At 72.3% G+C, this 20,919-nt stretch carries 12 protein-coding genes and 2 tRNA genes; 9 read left to right on the top strand and 5 right to left on the bottom strand.

Features of this window, described 5'->3' with window-relative positions; all coding sequences use genetic code 11:
• Positions 1-29: 29 nt before the first annotated feature.
• On the top strand, positions 30-761 hold the full coding sequence (locus tag QBL21_RS02305) for a FadR/GntR family transcriptional regulator (RefSeq protein ID WP_407560272.1): 732 nt from the start codon (positions 30-32) through the stop codon (positions 759-761).
• 144 nt (positions 762-905) lie between these two features.
• Here QBL21_RS02305 and QBL21_RS02300 read toward each other — a convergent pair whose 3' ends face one another.
• Positions 906-3,080, bottom strand: coding sequence for an MMPL family transporter (locus tag QBL21_RS02300; protein ID WP_407560271.1), 2,175 nt, complete (start codon positions 3,078-3,080; stop codon positions 906-908).
• Between the two features lie 154 nt (positions 3,081-3,234).
• Between QBL21_RS02300 and sigJ the strand changes: the two genes are divergently transcribed.
• On the top strand, positions 3,235-4,206 hold the full coding sequence (sigJ, locus tag QBL21_RS02295) for an RNA polymerase sigma factor SigJ (protein WP_407560270.1): 972 nt from the start codon (positions 3,235-3,237) through the stop codon (positions 4,204-4,206).
• Positions 4,207-4,281: 75 nt separating this feature from the next.
• On the opposite strand, the gene QBL21_RS02290 is transcribed toward sigJ, so the two are convergent.
• Positions 4,282-5,748 carry a M20/M25/M40 family metallo-hydrolase gene (locus QBL21_RS02290; protein ID WP_407560269.1) on the bottom strand — a complete coding sequence of 489 codons (1,467 nt, stop codon included), beginning with the start codon at positions 5,746-5,748 and terminating at the stop codon, positions 4,282-4,284.
• A gap of 432 nt (positions 5,749-6,180) precedes the next feature.
• Positions 6,181-8,256, bottom strand: a complete 2,076-nt coding sequence (locus QBL21_RS02285; RefSeq protein ID WP_407566278.1) for a glycoside hydrolase family 6 protein — start codon at positions 8,254-8,256, stop codon at positions 6,181-6,183.
• Between the two features lie 489 nt (positions 8,257-8,745).
• On the opposite strand from QBL21_RS02285, the gene QBL21_RS02280 reads away from it, so the two are divergent.
• Together QBL21_RS02280 and QBL21_RS02275 are read left to right on the top strand one after the other, a co-directional pair.
• Complete coding sequence (locus tag QBL21_RS02280) at positions 8,746-10,242, top strand: sulfotransferase (RefSeq protein ID WP_407566277.1); 1,497 nt, start codon at positions 8,746-8,748, stop codon at positions 10,240-10,242.
• Positions 10,239-11,435, top strand: a complete 1,197-nt coding sequence (locus QBL21_RS02275; RefSeq protein WP_407560268.1) for a glycosyltransferase family 4 protein — start codon at positions 10,239-10,241, stop codon at positions 11,433-11,435. Before QBL21_RS02280 ends, QBL21_RS02275 begins: the two co-directional genes overlap by 4 nt.
• 115 nt (positions 11,436-11,550) lie before the next feature.
• Here QBL21_RS02275 and QBL21_RS02270 read toward each other — a convergent pair whose 3' ends face one another.
• Positions 11,551-14,898, bottom strand: coding sequence for a S8 family peptidase (locus QBL21_RS02270; RefSeq protein ID WP_407560267.1), 3,348 nt, complete (start codon positions 14,896-14,898; stop codon positions 11,551-11,553).
• Positions 14,899-15,158: 260 nt separating this feature from the next.
• A complete protein-coding gene (locus QBL21_RS02265; RefSeq protein WP_407560266.1) occupies positions 15,159-17,261 on the bottom strand; it encodes a SpoIIE family protein phosphatase in 2,103 nt (700 codons plus the stop codon).
• 172 nt (positions 17,262-17,433) lie between these two features.
• Here QBL21_RS02265 and QBL21_RS02260 point away from each other — a divergent pair, with 172 nt between their 5' ends.
• The 5 genes from QBL21_RS02260 (at position 17,434) to QBL21_RS02240 (ending at position 20,875) form a co-directional block, all read left to right on the top strand.
• Positions 17,434-18,318 (top strand): amidohydrolase family protein, encoded by an 885-nt coding sequence (locus tag QBL21_RS02260; RefSeq protein ID WP_407560265.1) that lies wholly within the window; start codon positions 17,434-17,436, stop codon positions 18,316-18,318.
• Between the two features lie 140 nt (positions 18,319-18,458).
• Positions 18,459-18,536: transfer RNA gene (locus tag QBL21_RS02255), tRNA-Asp, on the top strand.
• Between the two features lie 54 nt (positions 18,537-18,590).
• A tRNA-Phe gene (locus tag QBL21_RS02250) sits at positions 18,591-18,664 on the top strand.
• A 154-nt stretch (positions 18,665-18,818) separates the two neighbouring features.
• Positions 18,819-19,940 (top strand): IS630 family transposase, encoded by a 1,122-nt coding sequence (locus QBL21_RS02245; protein WP_407560264.1) that lies wholly within the window; start codon positions 18,819-18,821, stop codon positions 19,938-19,940.
• 47 nt (positions 19,941-19,987) lie between these two features.
• Positions 19,988-20,875 carry an aminoglycoside phosphotransferase family protein gene (locus QBL21_RS02240; RefSeq protein ID WP_407560263.1) on the top strand — a complete coding sequence of 296 codons (888 nt, stop codon included), beginning with the start codon at positions 19,988-19,990 and terminating at the stop codon, positions 20,873-20,875.
• Positions 20,876-20,919 lie beyond the last annotated feature (44 nt).

The following is a 20,919-nucleotide window of genomic DNA, read 5'->3' as shown; positions in this document are numbered from 1 at the left end:
AAGAGTCCCGCCCGGGATACTCTTCAGCGGTGGAACTACGGGGCGTTGACCGTGGCGTGAGCGTCCTGCACAGCTCCGTCCTCGACACCATCGGCGAGGAGATCACCGGCGGCGCCCTGCCCGAGGGGCACGTGCTCACGCTGGAGCGGATCCGCGAGCGCTTCGGCGTCTCCCGCACCGTCGCCCGCGAGACCATGCGGATCCTGGAGTCGATGGGCCTGGTCCGCTCCCGCCGCCGCGTCGGCATCACCGTCCAGCCCCGCGCCTCCTGGAACGTCTACGACCCCCGCGTCATCTGGTGGCGCCTCTCCGGCCCCGGCCGCAACGCCCAGCTCCGCTCGCTGACCGAGCTGCGCATCGCCGTCGAGCCGCTCGCCGCCGCGGCCGCCGCCCGCAGCGCCTCCGCCGCCGAACGCGAGCGGGCCACCGAGCTGGCCGCCACCCTCCGCGCCCTCGGCGAGGCCGGCGACCTCGACCGCTTCCTGGAGGCGGACATCGCCTTCCACACCCTGCTGCTCCAGGCCGGCGGCAACGAGATGTTCGGCGCGCTCGCGGACGTCGTCGCCGTCGTGCTCCAGGGCCGTACCCAGCTCGGCCTGATGCCGCACCACCCCGAGCCGCAGGCCCTGGACCTGCACGAGGCCGTTGCCGACGCGGTCGCGGACGGGCGCCCGCGGGACGCGGAGACCGCGATGCGCGAGCTGCTGGCCGAGGTACGGCACGCGATGCTGCCGCTCTGGGAGCCGCGTACGCGCGGGTGACGGGCGCACGGTTCGGGCGTACGTGCCCTGCCCCCGTCCAGCGGCCCGCCGAGACGCCCCGTAAAAGCAAAGAGCCCCGCCGGTCGTCCTTCGACGACCGAACGGGGCCCCTCGGCTATCCGGCTCCCACGAGCCGTGGACCGCTCAGTGCTTCTCCAGCTCCACCTTCGGCAGGATCTTCGCCAGCGGCGCGGGCATCCACCACGCGCGCCGCCCCATCAGCTCCATCGCCGCTGGTACGACCACGCATCGGATGATGACCGCATCGACGAAGATCGCCACCGCGAACGCGAATCCCGTCTGCTGCAACAGCCGCTGCGGGCTGAGGACGAAGGCCGCGAAGATCACGATCATGATCGAGCCGGCCGCCGTGATCACCGAGCCGGTGTGGGCCAGGCCCTCCCGGACGGCGCGCGAGGGATCGCCGTCCTTGGAGGTGACCCATTCCTCGTGCATCCGGGAGATCAGGAAGATCTCGTAGTCCATCGAGAGGCCGAAGACGATGGCGAAGATCATCACCGGCACGTACGCCTCGATGGGACCGCCCTCGAAGCCGAGCATCCCGTCCTGGAAGACCAGCTTCATCGCGCCGAGCGCGGCACCGATGCTGAGCAGGTTCAGGATCGCGGCCTTCAGTGGGATGAGGACCGATCGGAACACCGCCATCAGCAGGACGATCGAGAGTCCCACCACGATGATCATGAAGAGTGGCATCCGGTCGCCGAGTTTGCCGGCGTAGTCCTCGGACGCGGCCGTGGACCCGCCGACGAGGTACTCCGCGCCGTTGTCGGCCGTCACCCCCGGCAGCACGTCGTCGCGCAGCGTCCCGACCAGCTTCTGGGTCTCCTCGTCCTGCGGCGAGGACTCGGGGAAGACGAGGACCGTGGCGGCCTCGCCGTCAGGGGTGGGCATCGGGGGCGCGGTGGCGGCGACGCCCTCGGTCTGGCCCAGCGTGGTCGCCGCCGCGGCGGCGGCCTCCTCGGCGCCGCCGTCGCCGCCCTCGGTCACGACCAGCAGCGGGCCGTTGAACCCGGGGCCGAAGCCGTCGGAGAGCAGGTCGTACGCCTGCCGGCTGGTGGAGTCGCTGGGGTCGTTGCCCGCGTCGTTGAAGCCGAGGCGGATACCCAGCGCCGGGAAGGCGAGGGCGCCGAAGAGCACCGCCGCACCCAGCAGGGCGGCCAGCGGGCGCTTCTGCACCGCGGTCGCGAGCTTCCGCCAGCCCTCGCCGTCCGCGCTCTTGCCCGCGGCCTTGCGCTTCTCGGCCCGCTTGGTGAACTGGCGGGCGAAGCGGTTGCCGAAGATGCCGAGCAGCGCGGGCAGCAGGGTCAGCGAGGCGAGCATCGTCATCAGCACGGTCAGCGCCACGGACAGCGACATGCCCTGGATCGAGCCGAGGCCGAGGGCGGTGAGGCCGAGCAGCGCCAGGATGACCGTGCAGCCGGCGAAGAACACCGAGCGGCCCGCGGCGTCCATCGCCGTGATCGTGGCCCGTTCTGGATTCTCGCCGCGCACCAGCTCGGCCCGGAAGCGGGCGAAGATCAGCAGCGCGTAGTCGATGCCGACGCCGAGGCCGACGAGGAACATGATCGGTGGCGTCCAGGACGCGATGGTGAAGATGTGCGACGCCAGGACGATGATGCCGACCGTCGAACCGACCGCGAACAGGGCGATCATGATGGGCAGGCCGGCGGCGATGAAGGTGCCGAACATCAGCACCAGGATCACCATGGCGGCCACCAGGCCCACCATCTCGCCGACGCCGGTGCCGCCCTCGGCCAGCAGCCGGACGGCTTCACCGCCCAGCTCGACCTGGAGCCCGTCGCCCTCGATCTTCTGGGCGGCGTCCTGGATACGTTCCGTGTCCTCCAGCGGCATGTCGTCCGACGCCACTTCAAGCTGCACGGTGGCGTAGCCGATCGTGCCGTCCTCGGCGATGGCCGTCGGGTTGTCGTAGAGGCTCTGGACGTCGCCGACCTTGGGCAGGCCCGCGACCTCCTTGAGCATCGGGTCGACGCGTTCCCGTACGCCGTCCAGCCCGCCCTTGTCGTGCAGGACGATGTCGATGGTGTCCCCGGCGCGCTCGGCACCGTGTTCCTTCAGCACATCGGCTGCCGCCTGCGCCTCGGTGCCGGGGAGGGAGGTGTCGTTCTTGTAGGCGTCGCCCGCGGCGGTGGCAATGCCCCACACGCCGATGAGGACCGCCACCCACAGCACCAGGGCGAGCCATTTACGGCGGTGGGCGAAGCCCCCGACCCGGACGAACACCCCTTTCTGAAGGGGCGGTTCCCCGGTGTGTTCTCGGTTATCGGTAATCGTCATGATCTCTTCCCCGGAGGGTCGTCAAGCGTCCCCGGGGTGGGCCCCGGGCTTCCGTAGCCTGTTGACGACGTAGCCCTTCGAGGTGTGACATGGACACTCGTCGGAACCGGGCGGTGCCACCACGTGACCGGCCCGTCGACTGAACGGGACAGGGATGACGAAGCGGGACGCACGGGACGACGGACCGAACACCGGACCGAACACCGGGCGGGACACCAGACGGGAGACCGGGCGGGGCGCCACGCGGGACCGGGAAGAGCGGCTCGCGCGTTCCTTCGAGGCCAACCGGCCCCGGCTGCTGCGCGTGGCGTACACGATGACCGGCTCCCTGGTGGAGGCCGAGGACTGCGTGCAGGAGGCGTGGCTGCGGCTGCGCCGGCTCGACAACCCCGGCACCGTACGCGACCTGAGCGCCTGGCTGACGACGACGGTGAGCCGGCTGGCCCTGGACGCCCTGAGCAGCGCGCGGGCGCGGCGCGAGCAGTACGTGGGCACGTGGCTGCCGGAGCCGCTGGTCGCGGACAGCTCGCACGACCCGGTCGACCGGGTGACACTGGACGAGTCGGTGAGCATGGCGCTGCTGGTGGTGCTGGAGCGGCTGTCGCCGGCCGAGCGCACCGCGTTCGTGCTGCACGACGTCTTCAGCGTCCCGTTCCCCGAGATCGCCGAGGTCGTCGGCCGCTCGGCGGCGGCCGTACGGCAGCTCGCGTCGCGGGCGCGGCGGCAGGTGGAGGACGGCCGGCCGCGGACCCCCGCGACGGAGGCGGAGCAGCGGGAGCTGGTGGACGCGTTCACCGCCGCGTGCCAGGACGGCGACCTGCCGGGCCTGATCGCGCTGCTCGACCCGGACGTGGTGCTGCGCGGCGACGGCGGCGGCAAGGTCGCGACGCTCCAGCGCATGGAGCGCGAGGCGGCGCGGGTGGCGCAGATGATCGTCGCGTACGCGGGCACGGTGGGGCCGCTGGCCATCCGCCCGATCGAGGTCAACGGCGCGGCGGGGCTGGCGATCCGGGGTGTGGACGGGCAGCTCTCGGTGCTGTCGTTCACGGTGGACGCGGGGCGGATCTCAGCGATCGACATCGTGCGCAACCCGGACAAGCTCGCGATGGTCCCGGACCTGGACTGAGCCGGGGCCGGGCCGCCGCCGGGATCGGGCCGCCCCCGGGGGCGGGCCGCCCCCGGGTTCCGGCCGCCGCGGCGCTCAGCTTCGCGGGACCGGGAAGGCCACCGGGCTGCGGTGCCCCGCCCGGTTCACCGCGCGGATGCCGAAGAACAGGTTGTCCTTCGACTCCCGCACGGTGTGCCGGGTCACGTCGCCCACCGGCTCCACGTGCGTCCACTCCGGCGCCGTCGTCTCCCGCCACACCACCTCGTAGCCGGCGAGGTCCGGCTCGGTGCCGCGGTCCCACACCAGCTCGGTGTCGTTGGTCAGCGCCGAGGTGACGATCCCCACTCCCGTCGGCGTGCCCGGGGCCTGGGCGAGGGTCCAGACGGCGGCGAGGTTGACCCGCGCGACGCGCGCGATGTAGCCGAAGTCGCAGAACTCGGGCAGGTCGCCGTACTGCTTGCCGTCCTCCACCCGGACGTCCTGGTGCTGGTGGGCGTAGTCCTCGGCGGGCTCGGTGAAGCGGGCGGCGGGGAAGCGGCGTTCGAGGAAGGGGATGTGGTCGCCGCCGCGCAGGTAGCGGTCGCGGCGGTAGATCACGCGGACGTCCATGCCGGTGGCGTCGTTGTCCGCGACGTCGCGTACGAAACGGGCGAGCTGGCGCGCCGGGGAGTCGTTCTCGCCGCCTACGGAGCGGCGGGTGGCGGCCTCGTCGGGGGTCTCGGCGGTGGGGACGCCCTCGGCGAAGAGCCGTACGGTACGCGGGTCGCGGGTGCCGTCGTCGGCCGTCGAGCTGCCCACGATGTCGTTGGTGAACATGCCCTGGACGCGGGTGCCCCTGACCCGGAACTGCTCCGCCATGTGCGCGGCCCCGTACAGCCCCTGCTCCTCCCCCGCGACCGCGGCCAGCACGATCGTCGCGGCGGTGCGGCGGGTGGCCAGGACGCGGGCCAGCTCCATGGCGACGGCCACGCCGGAGGCGTCGTCGTCGGCGCCGGGGGCGTCGGAGGTGGCGTCCATGACGTCACTGGCGCGGGAGTCGTAGTGGCCGGAGACGACGTAGACGCGGTCGGGGTCGGTGTCGCCGCGGAGGGTGGCGAGGACGTTGGTGATGCGGGTCGGGACGGGGATGCGGTTGGCGGGCTGCTGGACGTACGACTGGAGTTCGACGGTCATCCGGCCGCCGGAGGCGGCGGCGTGGTGGCGCAGGCGGCGGTGGATCCAGTCGCGGGCGGCGCCGATGCCGCGGTCGGGGTCGTCCTGGGTGGAGAGGGTGTGCCGGGTGCCGAAGGCGGCGAGGCGGCGGACGTCGGCCTCGATGCGGTCGGGGTCGACCTCGGCGAGCAGGGCGCGCAGCTCGCGGCCGGGGCGCTGGGCGGTGGCGGGCGGCCGGCCGGCGGCGCCGGGGGCGCGGTCCGCGGAGGGCCCGGCGCCGGGTGCGGCCGGGGCGGCGGCGGGGGCGGCTGCGGTGGCCGGGGCGGCCGTCACTCCGGCGGCTGCGGTGGCGGCGGCGCCGGCCGCCAGGACGGTTCGCCGGTTCGTACCTCGCGGTTGCGGTGACACGGGGGTCTCCCCTCCACGGCGCTGGCAGTGGTCATGTCAACTACGGCGCTGCCATGCTCGTCGACTCCGAAGGACCTGACAACCCCGCCTCCCGGCACCGCGCCGCACCCCGGGGGACGCGTACGGTACCGCGGCGCGGCAGCGCGGAGCCGGGGCGCGGCAGCGCGGAGCCGGGGCGGAGGCCGGGCGCGGGGCGCCGGTACCTCCGCAGGAGACCGCACGCCACCGCGGGCTACCCCGTGGACGAGGACGCCACCCCGCCCCTCCGGACTCCGCTCGCCCTCCACCCCGTACGGCCGCGGCCCGCAACCGCGGCCCCGCCGGCCGGGCCGCCCGCGCAAGACGCCCCCACGCCGGTGGTGGGCCGGGTGGGGGCGTCGGGCCCGGACGCGGGGTCCGGGGTCGGCGGGCGGGGGAGGGTCCGCCCGCCCGTCAGGGGGCGGTGCCCCAGGTGAGCGTGCCGGAGGTGTAGACGCCGACACGCGGGTTGTCCGCGTAGGCGGTGTTCGTCGCGCGGCTGTAGTCGTCCGACTCGTCGAAGCTCGACCAGTCGCTCTTCGCCAGCCGCACCTGGATCTCGCCCGTGGCGGCGCCCGGCGCCAGCGTGCCGGAGGCGAAGCCGACCTCCAGGTACCGGTCCGCGCCCGGCGAGCCGGAGCCGGACGCGCTCACGCCGTGCGTGACGGTGCCGCAGCCGACGACGGCCCAGTCGCACCAGGTGGCGAAGGACGTCGCGCCGGAGTCACCGCTGAACCAGTAGCGGACCTTGACCGTCGACAGGTTCACCGGCGTGCTGCCGGTGTTGACGATCTGGAGGCCCATCCGGATCTGGTTGTCCGTCGCGGCCGAGTCGGTGTTCTTGTACTGCACCTTCACCGCCCCGCCCCCGCCGCCGTCGCTGCCGGTGGTGGCGGTCACCGCTGCCGTACGCGCCGAGGCGTTGCCCGCCGCGTCGCGGGCGCGGACGGTGTAGGCGTACGACGTGGCCGCCGTGAGCCCGCTGTTCGTGAAGGTGGTGCCGGTCGTGGAGCCGACCTGCGTGCCGTCGCGGAAGACGTCGTACGCCGTGACGCCGACGTTGTCGCTCGACGCGGTCCACGACAGCGAGACGCTGGCGCCCGTCGTCCCGGTCACCCGGAGCCCGGTGGGCACGGTCGGGGCCTGGGTGTCGTCACCGGGGCCGGGGCCGCCGCCGTCGACCGGCGGGTAGGCGTTGGCGACCAGCTCGCGGAACTGCGCGGAGAACCAGTGGCCGGCCAGCGGCGAGTCGGCCAGGGCGCCGGGCGGGTTGTTGCCGTTGCGATCGTTGCCCTCGTAGGTGGGATCGCACATCCGGTCGAAGCCCTTGCCCTCGTCGTTGTCGATCTCCTCGCTGGCGCCGTCCGACTCGCCGGGCGGCTTGGCCCACACGTAGGCGTCGATGCCCGACTCGGGTGCGGCGACGGGCCGTTCGCCGAGGCCGGCGCCGGACTGGTTGCACCAGTTGCCGGGGTGGATACGCCGGTCGACGCGGCCGCCGTTGACGAAGTCGTCGACGGAGGTGGTGGGCCCGGGGCCGGTGGGCCGGTCGGCGCCGCCCCAGCCGTTGCGGGAGGTGTCGACCAGCATGCCGAGGCCGGAGTCGAAGCCGCCGCGGGAGACGAGGAGGCCGCGCAGCGCCTGCGCGTAGGACAGCTCGTCCACGTACTGGTTCCAGTCGACCCACTTCGCCTGCCGCACGGGCGTGCCGCCCACGCTGCCGCCGACCTCGAAGTACGGCTCCTTCAGGGCGGAGTAGTTGGCGGTGTTGACGATGAAGCCGTGGACGTCGCCGACGGTGGCGCCCTCGGAGGTGGCGGCCTTCTTGAACTCGTCGACGGAGGGGTTGAGGTTGGAGTCCCAGCCGAGCCAGCCGTGGTGGGCGGCATCGACGTAGTTGTAGACGTTGGGGATGTCGGCCAGCGTGTTCAGCGCGTAGCCGACGCCCTTCTCGTAGTTGCCGAGCTGCTTCATCTCTACGCAGGCGTCGGTGGAGCCGGCGGTGCCGCCCGCGTTGGTGACCATGTTGGGCAGCGAGTCGGGCTCGATGAGCGTGACGATGCGCAGGCTCGCGTACTTGGGGTCGGCGAGGATGTCGGCGATCGGGTCGATGTACTGGGACTTGTAGACGTCGAGTTCCTCGGGCTCCAGCTCGCCGTTGGAGGCGAGCGCGGCGCAGTCGCGGCCCGGGAGGTTGTAGACGACGACCTGGAAGAGGTCGGCGCCCTGGTCCAGCGCCTCGTCGAGGTGCCGCTCCAGGCCCCAGGCGTCGCCGACGCCGTCGATGGCGGCGCGGCGGTCCATCCAGACGAAGGTGGGCTGGTCGGCGATGGCGGCGCCGCCGTCGGCGGTCGCCTTGGCGGACCACTGCGGGTTCACGTACGGGGTGGCGCCGGCGTACGGGTTGTCCACGCGGGCTGCCGCACCGGCGGTGGGCGCCGCGGTGCCGGTGAGCGCCAGGGCGGCGCCGACGGCGAGCGCGGCGAGCATCGCCGCGGGGCGCCAGGGTCCGCGTCGCCTGCGGGCCCGGGTGCGGGTGCTTGTGCTGCTGCCGCCGTCACTGCTGCTGTGTCCCCCGGTGCTGCTGCGACCGGTGCTTCTTCGAGCTGTCATCGCGGCCTACGGCTCCTCTCGGGATAGCGGGACCGGTGGCGGGATGCAGCGGGAAGGCGTCCCGCCACCGGGGCTTTGCGTGCTGCGCGGCACGTGGGGGAGTGCCCTCGGATCGACGTGCGAATTGACGTGCGTCGGTGTGCAACGTGCGTGCTGCGTGCAAGGCTTGAAGCTATGGGAGCGCTCCCACAGTCGGGCAAGCCCGCGGGACTGTCAACCCCCCGCGCGTGAACCCGTGCCCGCTCCCCCCGCCCCACCGGCGCCGTTCCCCTCGTACGGAGATCTGAAGAATCCGCCGGAGCGCAACCCATTGCCCGCCGCCTCGTTTTCCGGGCCGGAAAGACCTCTCGCATGGACGGGTGGACAATGCTGCGGCAACTGAACAAAGCACTCGGCCGGCTGACCGGCCTCCAGATCCGGCGCGCGCCCCGGCCGCACCGGAAGAAGACCAAGGCCGCAGCTCCCGCCGTACGCCCCGGCCGCCGGCCCGACTACCGCCCGCCCCCGAACCCGCTGGTCGACCGGCTGCTGCGGCAGCCCGTCTTCCTCATCACGCCGGTACGCTCCGGCGCCACCCTGCTGCGCATGCTGCTCGGCGGCCACTCCCGCGTACACGCGCCGCACGAGTTGCACGTACGCCGGCTGGAGGTCACCGCAGGCACGGACCTGGCCGTCGAGGCGATGAGCGAACTCGACCTGCACCGCACCGACCTGGAGCACCTGCTCTGGGACCGCGTCCTCCACCGCGAACTCGTCCGGTCCGGCAAGGACGTCCTGGTCGAGAAGACGCCGAACAACGCCTTCGCGTACCAGCGCATCGCCGCCTGCTGGCCCGACGCCCGGTTCGTCTTCCTGCTGCGCCACCCCGCCTCCATCGCGCAGTCCTGGTACGAGGCCGACCCCTCCAAGCGCACCCCGGAGGAGGCCGCGCTCCAGGCCCTGCACTACACCCGCGCCACCGAGCGCGCCCGCCGGGAGCTGCCCGGCCACCTCGTGCGCTACGAGGACCTGACCACCGACCCCGAGAGCGTGCTGCGGAGTATCTGCGACTTCCTCGACCTGGCGTACGAGCCGGGGATGCTCGACTACGGCGCCCGCGAGGAGGGCGAGCTGCCCAAGGGCCTGGGCGACTGGAAGGAGAAGATCCGCAGCGGGCGCGTGCAGGAGGCGCGCGCGCTGCCCGAGCCCGAGGAGGTGCCCGAGGCGCTGCGCGAGATCAGCGCCGCGTGGGGCTACCTGGAGTCGCCCGCCGCCCCGGCCGCGGACGCGACCGGCGGGGAGACCCGCGCCGAGGTCACCGAGGTCTGGCCGCGCGACGGCCTCATCCGCATCGTCGGCCGCCTCCACGGCGTCCCCGCGGCCCCGGACCCAGCACCCCAGCACCCAGCGACCACGGACCCAGCGACCACGGATTCAGCGGCACCGGACCCAGCGACCACGGACCCAGCGACCACGGACCCAGCGGCACCGGCCCTCGCGGCACCGGCCCGCGCGCCGCTCTGGCGGCTGGCCGTCACGCTGACCGGCTCGCCCGAGCACCGCCTCGACTACCCCGCGACCCTGCACGGCGAGACGTTCGAGGTCAGCGTGCCCGTCGCCGACCTGGCGCCGTCCGGCGTCGCGCTGCCCGCGAAGTGGGACCTCCACCTGACCGCGGGCACAAACGCGGACACCCGGCACGTACGGCTCCAGGCCACCCGGATCCTCGACGACATCGAGCAGAAGAAGAACATCGTGGTCTACCCCGCGCAGTCCGTGCCGTCCGACGCCGACACGATCCAGGTGAAGCCCTACTACACCGTCCGGAACAACCTCTCCATCGCGTGCCAGCTCCGCGACGACCTGTCCCGGACGATCTCGTGAAGATCCGCTATCTGCTCCTCAACGCCTACGGCAAGGGCGGCACCATCCGCACCGTGTTCAACCAGGCCGGCTCCATGGCCGCGGCCGGACACGACGTCGAGGTGGTCAGCGTCCTGCGCCGCCGCGAGTCGCCGTGGTTCCCGCTGGACCGGCGGGTGCGCGTGACCGCGATCGTCGACTCCTACGGCGCCCCGCCCGCCCCCGAACCGCCCGCGTGGAGCACCCGGTTCGGCAACCGCGGCCGGCCCTCCCGGTTCGTACCGAACGGCGAGGTCTCGCGTGAGCACTTCACCCGGGACGTGGAGACCCGCGTCCTCCGCTGGATGGCGCGGCTGCGCGGCGGGGCGCTCGTCACCACCCGCCCCTCGCTCAACATCCTGGCGGCGCAGCACGCCGGCACCGACGTGCTCAGGGTCGCCCAGGAGCACATGAACCTCACCACCCACCACCCCGACGTGCGCGCCGCCATCCTCCGCGTCTACGCCCGCTTCGACGCGGTCGCCGTGCTCACCGAACGCGACCGCGAGGAGTACGCGCGGCTGCTGCCCGGCACCCGGGTGGTGTGCATCCCCAACGCCGTCCACACGGGCAGGAAGCGGCAGTCGTCGTACGCGAACCGCATCGTGGTCGCGGCCGGCAGGTTGAAGGGCCAGAAGGGCTTCGACCTGCTCATCCCGGCATTCGCGCAGGCCGTCGCCACCCGCCAGGACTGGCAGTTGCGGATCTTCGGCACCGGCGACAAGGAAGCGCAGTTGCGCGCGCTCATCGACGAGCACCACGTGTACAACCACGCCTTCCTCATGGGCTTCACGCCGCGGCTCGACGACGAGCTGGCCAAGGCGTCGATGTTCGTGCTCAGTTCGCGCTTCGAGGGCCTGCCGATGGTGATGATCGAGTCGATGACGCACGGGCTGCCGGTGGTCAGCTACGACTGCCCGACGGGACCCGCGGACGTCCTCACCGACGGCCGCGAGGGGCTGCTCGTGCCGCCGAAGGACGTCGGCGCGCTCGCCGTGGCCATGGGCCAGATGATGGACGACGAGGGCATGCGCGCGGACATGGGCACGGCGGCGCTCGCCAAGTCGCGGAAGTACGCGCCGGAGGCGGTGCATCCGCGGTGGGAGGAGCTGTTCGCGTCGCTGGCGGCGGAGCGGGCGGCGCCGCGGCGCAAGCTCGTACGGACGGCGGCCTGAGGGCTCGTACGGGAAACGGCCCCTGGTCCGTCTCCGGACCAGGGGCCGTCCCCGTCTTTCCCTACGGGCGGGTCAGCGCCCGTTCACGTACGGTGCGAACCGTCCGCCCGCGCGCTCACCGCGCCCGGTAGGCGTCGAAGATCCGCATCTGGACGCTGTTGCCCTGCTTGTCCACGGCCTTCGCCTTGAACGACACGGTCTTGCCCGCGGCCGGGTTGACCACGGTCACCTTGCCGTCCCGCACCGGCAGTTCCTTCCAGGTCGCGCCCTGGTCGGTGGAGGCCCACACGGTCAGCGACTTCAGGTTGCTGCCCGCCGCCGAGCCCAGCACCTTGACCGGCACCTTCTTCGACGCCCCCGCGTTGGAGCTGCTCGCGGCCGACAGGGTCGGCGAGAAGCGCACCACCGAGATCGGCAGCTTCTTCAGGCTGTCGGTCCTGGCGGAGGTGAAGGCCCAGGTGGCGGTCACCCTCGTGGACGTCCGCGCGACCGTCGCCGGGCGCGTGGAGGTGGTGGTGAGCTTGTAGTCGGCGCTGCCCGCCGGCACCGTGAACTGGGCGCCGATCGGGATGTCGTCGACCGACGCCAGCTCTGTCCCGTTGCGGTACAGGGTGGTGTTGGCGTTCTCGTACAGCGAGTAGCCGAAGTGCGCCGGGTCGTCGAGGTAGATCGGCACCAGGGCGTCGATCGTGTTCCCGTCGCGGGTGACGCCGAGGTCGCTGGTGAGGATCGGGCCGACCACGGCGGCGTTGAACGACTCCTTGTACGTGGTGCCGCCGGCGTACGTGCGCGCCTGCGTGCTGTACGCGATGTCCTCCCACTCGTCGCCGAGCTGCCAGTACTCCAGCTCCCAGTTGATGCGGCTGCCGCCGCGCACGAAGAGGTCGCCCTCGTACGGCAGGTCCCGCGTGCTCGCCGTGGCGCCCGTGCTGCCGCCGATGAACGGCACCGCCCACACGAAGCCCTGCCGGTCGGCGGCCGAGGAGCCCAGCGTGAGGTCGAGCTTGGCCAGCTCGCTCAGCGGGGTGCTCCGCGTGATGCCGGTCCATGCGGTGGTGCGGTTGGCGTCGCTGTAGACGGTCTGGTACTCGGTGTCCGCGTCGGCCGTGAGGTTCGCCTGCACCTGCTGGTACAGCCCGCCGGCCTCGGTCGCCGGGCCGAGGTGCGCGCTGCGCACGTCGGCGTCGCCTTCGACGGAGGTGCCCATTCCGGCACCCATGTCGCCCACGGTGACGTCCAGGGAGATGTCGAGGTTCGTCCGTACGGCGGCCTCGTCCTGCACCGTGATGTCGACCGGCTTCGCGGTCCTGGCGTCCAGGGTGACGGTCGTGTTCCCGGTGACCTCCAGGCGCGGCTGGTTGATCCAGTCGTACTCGGTCAGCTCCTCGCCGGCGTACTTCGCGACGTCACCGCTGACCAGGTAGCGGCCCTTCGGCACGCGCAAGGTGGCGGAGGTCTGGCCCTCCGTCCCCTCCCAGATCTCCCAGTTGCTCTCCTCCATGCCGGTCAGCAGGGCGGAGCCCTCCGTGGTCGGCTGCCCGTCGCGGCCGAGGAACTCCAGGGTGACGTCGTACGCCTCGCCCTCGCGCTCCACACCGCCCGGGGTGACGACCCGCTGGCCGTCGCCGGCCGCCGTGACGAACACCGAGTACACGCCGTCGACGTCCCCGCCGCGGCGGGTGTCGACCGTCACCGGCACCTGGGCGGTGCCGCCGGCCGGGACCGTGACCACGTCGGTGCCCATGCTGAACATCCCCGAGGGCGCGGCGTCGCCGCCGGGCTGCACGGTGGTCGCGGTCAGCGACAGCGTGACGTCCTCTGTGCCCAGGTTCCGGTACGTGATGGTCTTCGAGACCGGCTCGTCGTCCTGGTGCGGCCACTCCTGCTTGCCGAAGCTCAGCGACGCCGGCTCGCTCACCACCGACTGCCCCACCGCCTGGTCCGAGGCGATGAGCCCGGCGCCCTGGCCGAACGCGCCGCGCTTGGCGGCGGGCTTGGCGGACGCCGACAGCGCGGCCTTGAGCTGCTGGCCGGTCCAGTCGGGGTGCTGCTGCGCGAGCAGCGCGGCGGCGCCCGCGACGTGCGGCGTCGCCATGGACGTACCGTCGATCGTCAGATACCCCTCGGGGTTCTGGCCGACCTCCTGGTCGATGACGCTGCCGGGCGCGGCGGCCGCCGTGATCGCCACGCCGGGGGCGGTGACGTCCGGCTTGACCGCGCTGTCGCCGATCCGCGGGCCGCGGGACGAGAAGCCCGCCAGCCCGCCGTTCGCGCCGACCGCGCCCACGGTCAGGGCGGCGTCGGCGGAGCCGGGCGAGGAGATGGTGTGGCTGCCCGAGCCCTCGTTGCCGGCGGCCACCGCGAAGAGCACGCCCTCGTCGGCGGAGATCCGGTTGACTGCCTCCTCCAGCGGGTCGACCTCCGGGGTGTCGCCGCCGCCGAGGCTGAGGTTGACGATGTCGGCGTCCTGGCTGACGGCCCACTCGAAGCCGGCGAGGATGCCGGAGTCGTCGCCGTAGCCGTCGTCGTCGAGCACCTTGCCCGCGAGCAGCTCCGCGTTCGGCGCGACGCCGCTGAACTTGCCGCCCGACTTCGCGCCCGTACCCGCCGCGATGGAGGCGACGTGGGTGCCGTGGCCGTAGCGGTCCTCGGCGTCGGCGGCCGGGGTGAAGTTCTCGCTGGCGACGACCTGGCCTTCGAGGTCCGGGTGCGTCTCGTCGACTCCGGTGTCGAGCACGGCGATCTTCACGCCGTCGCCCTTGTAGCCGGCGTCCCAGGCGGCCGGGGCACCGATCTGCGGCACGCTGACGTCCAGGCTGGCGCGGCGCACGCCGTCCAGCCAGACGCGCTTGACGCCGGACTCGGCGACCAGCGGCTCGGCGGCGCTGTCGTTGCGCTCGGCGCGGGTCAGCGCCTTCCAGGCCGCCGCGGCTTCGCCCTTGGCGGTGGTGACGGCCTCGGCGTTGAGCCGCGGGAAGCGGTGCTCGACGTCGGTGCCGTCGGCCGCGTGCAGCCGGTCCTGCGCCGCGGGGCTCTCGCCGCGGTAGTCGACGATGAGCTTCAGGCCCTCGCGCTGCTGGCGTACGTACTCGGGGCGGGCCTGGAGCGTCACGTCGAACAGGCGGCGGTCCAGCGTGCCGTCGGCGACGAGCGCGGTGGCGTCGCGCGGTACGACGTACGTGTGGCCCTTCGACTCGAAGGTCTGCACGGGTATCTCCGAGCGGCCCGGCCCGCGGTCGATCGCCACGGCCCGGCCGTCGGCGTCGACCCGTACCCGGTCACCGGTGATCAGCGTCACCCAGGTGCCGCCCTGCTTCGCGTACTTCGCCTGGCCGTTCCCCCCGGCCGACCCGGCTGCCGGCGAGGCGGACGCCGCCGGCGCGGCCGTCAGGCCCGCCGTCAGCGCCGTCGCCGCGGCGGCCGCTAAGGCGGCGGAACCCGCCTTCTTGAAATGTCTGCGCACTGAACCCCTCCCTGTTCCTCAAGGGGTCAGGAGTCACTGGCGCCCCCACCCCTCCTACGCCAATGATCCGTCAAACGGCGCGGAGTGGTTCCCTCCGTTTGACGGCTTTGCGCAGCGGTTGACTGACGGAGCAGGTCAGGGCGATGGCAGGGAAGTTGTTCAGACCACCGTTTTGTTCAGCGACAGCAGTACTTCTGTTCACGATGCCGTACGACCCGGCGCAACGCGGTGTTCCGTACCCGGCGTTCACCGCTCGGCGTTCACCGCTCGGCGTTCACCTGCTCCTCGTGCTCGCGGAACTCGGCCCAGATCGCCTTGCCGTCCCCGCGGGGCTCCACGCCCCAGCCGTCGCACAGCTCCTGGAGCAGCAGCACCCCGCGGCCCGACGACGCCATCTCGCCCGGGTGCCGGCGGTGCGGAAGGTTGCCGTCCGCGTCGGCGATCGTCATGCGCAGGACGCGCCGGCCGGGCGGACCCGTCAGGTCCGCCATGACGTTGGCGGTGCTGTCCGTGTGCATCATGACGTTCGCGATCATCTCGGAGAGCGCCAGCTCCGCCGCGTCGATCTGGTCCGCCGTCGCCCAGTCGTAGAGCAGGCCGCGCAGTTGGTGCCGGGCGTCGGAGATGCGCTGCTGCTCCGACTGCGGCACGGCCAGGTACATGTGCCGCTCCGACTCCGGGTGCGCCAGCCGCGTCGCGCCCGCGGTGCGGAGCAGGACGAAGGCGATGTCGTCCTGGCTGCGCCCGGAGTGCGGCCCGCGGGTCGCGTACGAACCGGGGCCGGTGACCGCGTCCACGATCGCGTCCGCCACCGCCTCCAGCCCCGCGCCGAGCGTCGCCGAGAACGCGGCGCCGAGCCGGGCCTGCCCGCTGTACAGGTCGTGGCCGCCGGTCTCGACCAGCCCGTCGGTGCACAGGAGCATGGTCTCGTCCGGGTCGATCTTGTGCTCGGAGACCGGGTAGGCGGGGTCGGCCTCGATGCCGAGCGGCAGACCGCCCTCGCTCGGGTGGATGATCATCGTGCCGTCGGGCAGCGCCACCGCCGGGTCGAGGTGGCCGGCGCGGGCCACGGTCAGCGTGCCGGTCGCCGGGTCCGCCTGGAGGTACAGGCAGGTGGCGAAGCGGGCGTCGGCGGGGTCGCCGGCCTGCCGCTCGTTGAGCCGGGTGAGGAAGCCGGAGGCGCGGGCCAGCACGGCGTCCGGACGGTGGCCCTCGGAGGCGTACGCGCGGATCGCGATGCGCAACTGGCTCATCAGCCCCGCGGCCCGTACGTCGTGCCCCTGCACGTCCCCGATGACCAGGGCCGTCTGCCCGGAGGGCAGCGCGAACACGTCGTACCAGTCGCCGCCGATCTGGAGCCCGCCGCCGGAGGGGACGTACCGCGCGGCGACGTCGAAGCCGGGGACGCGCGCGACCGCCGGCATCATGCTGCGCTGGAGCCCGTCCGCCAGCTCCCGCTCCGACTCGTGCACGTGCGCGTCCGACAGCGCCTGCGCCAGCATCCGCGCCACCGTCGTCAGCACCGACCGCTCGTCCGGCGTGAACGGCACGGCGTCCTCGAACGCCGCCATCCACGCCCCGACCGTCCGCCCGTCCGCCACCAGCGGCAGGAACGCCCACGACCCGCGCGGCACGGTACGGGCGTGCCGCCACGCCTCGGGGAAGCGGCGCGCGTACTCCTCGCGCCCGGCGATGTACACGGCGCGGCCGGTGCGCGCCGCCTCCGAGGCGGGGAACGCGGCGTCCAGCGAGACGGCACGGAACGGCTCGGCTTCCTCGGCGCGCTGCCTCTGGTGCCCGATGAGCAGCAGGTCGTCGCCCTCGACCGCGAACACCGCCATGCCGTCCGGCGAGAACCCGGGCATCGACAGCGACGCCGCCACCCGCAGCACCTGGTCGGTGGAGCGCGCCTCGGCCAGCGCGCGGCCGGCGGAGAGCAGGAACGCCTCCCGGGACAGCCGCCAGTCACTGGTCCCCAGCGGACCGTCGCCGCTCCCGGCCCGCTCGGGCGTGTCGATGACCTCCTGGACGGTGCCGACGATCTCCGTCTGCTCCACCGGCACCGACTCCAGCGCCCGCATCCGGCAGCGCACCACCCGTACGACGTCGCCCTGCGCGTCGACCACGCGCAGCCGGCCCTCGGCGAGGGTGCCCTCGGCGAGGGCGAGGTCGAGGATGCCGTTCAGCTCGATGAAGTCGACGCCGTGCAGCCGGGCGCGTACCGCGGAGGCATGGATGCTGACCTGCACGGGCGGCAGCCCGAGCAGCCGGGCGGTCTGCGCATCCAGCGCCACCCGGTCGGTGTGCGCCGCCCAGCGCCAGACGCCCGTACCCAGCCCGGATAGGACCTCTTCGGTACGCATTGTCTACATTTTATGCGTCAGGACGACGAGTGTGACGCCAGACGGCCGCGCGCACACCCAGGTGGGGGCCGGGGGAACGGGCCGGCCCCTTCTGAAGCGCCTCCCGCCTATTGCAGGATCAACGCAGACACATTCTTGACACCACCCTGCCCGAAACCGGAAGAGGAACCCTGTGACCAGCACTGACGCCGAGCAGTACCGGGTGGCGGCGTTCCGCCGCGCGCTGGGGCTGGAGCACCTGATCGACGTGCACACCCACTTCATGCCGCGGCAGGTGCTGGCGAAGGTGTGGGCGTACTTCGACGCGGCCGGGCCGCTGGTCGGCCGCCCGTGGCCGATCACGTACCGGCTGGAGGAGGCCGAGCGGGTGGAACTGCTGCGCGGCTTCGGGGTGCGCGCGTTCACGTCGATGCTCTACCCGCACAAGCCGGGCATGGCGCGGTGGCTCAACGACTGGTCCGCCGACTTCGCCGCCCGCACGCCGGACTGCCTGCACACGGCGACGTTCTTCGCGGAGCCGGGCGCGGCGGACGACGTACGGCGGGCGGTGGAGCAGGGGGCGCGGGTCTTCAAGTGCCACGTCCAGGTCGGCGCGTACGACCCGAACGACCCCGCGCTCGACGAGGTGTGGACCCTGCTCGCCGACGCCGCCCTCCCGGTCGTCACCCACTGCGGCTCCGGCCCGGTCCCGGGCCCGTACACCGGACCGGGCCCGATAGCGGCGCTGCTGAAGCGCCACCCGCGGCTGCGGCTGGTCGTGGCGCACCTGGGGATGCCGGAGTACGAGGACTTCCTGACGCTGGCGGAACGCCACGAGCACGTCATGCTGGACACCACGATGGCGTTCACCGCCTTCGCCGAGGCCGCGGCCCCGTTCCCGCCCCACGCCCGCCCCCGCCTGTCGGCCCTCCGCGACCGCATCCTCCTGGGCACGGACTTCCCGAACACCCCGTACACGTACGCGGACGCCCTGGACGCCCTGACGACGCAGAACCTCGGCGACGACTGGCTCCGCGCGGTCTGCCACGACAACGCGGCCCGCCTCTTCGCCCTCTAGGCACCCCCTCCGCGCCGTTTAGGGGACCCGGCGGGGGTTCTGCTACGCTGATCCAGCGACGTCACGGCCCGTAGCCGACGACGGAGAATCCCAGTAGGGAACACGCATCACCTGTGCGAGACTAGGGCTCGCGCAAGCCTGGTCCTGTGGAGCAGTTTGGAGTGCTCGCCACCCTGTCAAGGTGGAGGCCGCGGGTTCAAATCCCGTCAGGACCGCCACCCTCAGGCACGCCTGAGGGCCACCCGACTGGGGACTCCGGTCCCCAGCCATCGGGCTGGGTAGCTCAGTTGGTACGAGCGTCCGCCTGAAAAGCGGAAGGTCGCCGGTTCGACCCCGGCCCCAGCCACACAGCGTGAGCAGCAAAAGCGCCCCCTCCGAGATCACGGAGGGGGCATTCTCGTGCCCGCAGCCGCTAGTGCTCTGACCACATTGGTTCGCCGGGTTGGTGGTCGGGGCGGTTGGATGTTGTGTGATCGTCCGATCCGAGTGCTGGGGGTGTGGTGGCTGAGCCTGTCCGCGTGCGCAGGTTGACCGACCAGGAGGGGCAGAAGCTGCAGCAGATCGTGCGTCGGGGCAGCACCAGTTCGGTCCGCTTCCGACGCGCGATGATCCTGTTGGCGTCGGCCGGCGGGAACCGGGTCCCGGTGATCGCCCGGCTGGTGCAGGCCGACGAGGACACCGTCCGGGATGTGATCCACCGGTTCAACGAGATCGGCCTGGCCTGTCTGGACCCTCGGTGGGCGGGAGGCCGTCCCCGCCTGCTCAGTCCTGACGACGAGGACTTCGTCATCCAGACGGCCACCACCCGCCCGACCAAGCTCGGCCAGCCCTTCACTCGCTGGTCCATCCGCAAACTGCTGGCCCACCTGCGGAAAGTCCATGGGCGGGTCATCCACATCGGCCGCGAGGCGTTACGCCGTCTGCTCGCCCGCCGCGGCGTCACCTTCCAGCGCACCAAGACCTGGAAGGAGTCCCCGGACCCGGAGCGGGAGGCGAAGCTGGACCGGATCGAGGAGGTCCTGGACTGCTTCCCGGACCGGGTCTTCGCGTTCGACGAGTTCGGCCCGCTCGGCATCCGCCCCACCGGCGGTGCGGGCTGGGCCCCGGCCAGTCACCCCGAGCGGCACCCGGCGACCTACCACCGCACGCATGGCGTCAGGTACTTCCACGGCTGCTATTCGGTCGGTGACGACACGCTCTGGGGCGTCAACCGCCGGAAGAAGGGCGCCGCGAACACGCTGGCCGCGCTCAGATCGGTCCGAGCCGCCCGACCGGACGGCGCCCCCATCTACGTCATCCTGGACAATTTGTCCGCCCACAAGGGCGAGACGATCCGCCGCTGGGCGAAGAAGAACCGCGTCGAGCTGTGCTTCACCCCGACCTACGCCTCCTGGGCGAACCCGATCGAGGCGCACTTCGGGCCGTTGCGGCAGTTCACCATCGCCAACTCCCACCATCCCAACCACACGGTGCAGACCCGGGCCCTGCACGCCTACCTGCGCTGGCGCAACGCCAACGCCCGCCACCGCGACGTCCTGGCCGCCGAACGCAAGGAACGCGCCCGCATCCGCAGCGAGAAAGGCATTCGCTGGGGTGGGCGCCCCCTCAAGACAGCAGCCTGAACCAATCAGGCGAACCAATGCGGCGGTCACGGCCCTAGGTTGGCGGTATGAGCCTCGACATTCCTGACCAGGTCCGCAAGACGGTCATAGCCGACGGGAACGAATCCTGGCTGGACGAGTTGCCAGGCGTGCTCGACTCGCTGGCCCAGGAGTGGTCTCTGATGATCGGGTCCAGCTTCGCGGGCGGTCACGCCGCCCTGGTCGTCGAGGTGACGCTTGTTGACGGGACTCCGGCGGTCCTCAAGATCGGTGTGCCAGGTCGGGACGTCGGGCAGGAGGCCATGGTGTTGCGTCTGGCGAACGGAGGGGGATGCGCCAAGCTGTTGGGCGAAGACGTGGGTCGACAAGCCCTTCTGCTGGAGCGCCTTGGGGCTCCGATGTACGACATCGTCGCCGACCCTGCAAGCCGCCACAACTTGCTGTGCGAAGTGGCGGTTCGCCTGTGGCGTCCGATCGGTCCCGACATTGACCTTCCAACCGGCGCGAAGTTGGCTGAGCAGTACGCCGATCGGCTGCCGAAACTATGGGAGCAGGCGGGGCGACCGTGTTCGCCAGCCACTGTGGCGGACGCGCTGAATTGCATGAATCGTCGTCGCCTTGCCCACGACGATCGGTCCGCGGTTCTGGTCCACGGTGATATCCACGAGATGAACGCCCTGCAGGCGAGCGACGGCAGCTACAAGCTCATCGATCCAGCCGGGCTGCGGGCCGAACCGGCGTGCGATCTCGGCACCATCGTGCGTTGCAACCCGGACCTCGGCGACGACCTCTGGGCACGGACTGAGCAACTGGCTTCTCGCACGGGCGTGGATGCCACCGCCATCTGGGAATGGGGAACTATCCACCGAGTCTTCAGCGGCGTCTACGCCTGCAGCATTGACTTTCAGCCCTTTGGCGATCTGCTGCTGGCCGAAGCAGACCGCCTCACGGCGTAGTCACCACACATCCATCCGTCACGACGACCAACCCGGCGAACCTA

Source organism: Streptomyces sp. 184, assembly GCF_045781775.1.
Lineage (GTDB): Bacteria > Actinomycetota > Actinomycetes > Streptomycetales > Streptomycetaceae > Streptomyces.
This window is presented reverse-complemented; position numbering and strand designations above follow the sequence as displayed.

Coding starts and splice junctions, on each gene's coding strand:
- QBL21_RS02300 (WP_407560271.1), bottom strand. CDS start 3,080: ATGACGATTACCGATAACCGAGAACACACCGGGGAACCGCCCCTTCAG.
- QBL21_RS02240 (WP_407560263.1), top strand. CDS start 19,988: ATGAGCCTCGACATTCCTGACCAGGTCCGCAAGACGGTCATAGCCGAC.
- QBL21_RS02280 (WP_407566277.1), top strand. CDS start 8,746: ATGCTGCGGCAACTGAACAAAGCACTCGGCCGGCTGACCGGCCTCCAG.
- sigJ (WP_407560270.1), top strand. CDS start 3,235: ATGACGAAGCGGGACGCACGGGACGACGGACCGAACACCGGACCGAAC.
- QBL21_RS02265 (WP_407560266.1), bottom strand. CDS start 17,261: ATGCGTACCGAAGAGGTCCTATCCGGGCTGGGTACGGGCGTCTGGCGC.
- QBL21_RS02285 (WP_407566278.1), bottom strand. CDS start 8,256: ATGCTCGCCGCGCTCGCCGTCGGCGCCGCCCTGGCGCTCACCGGCACC.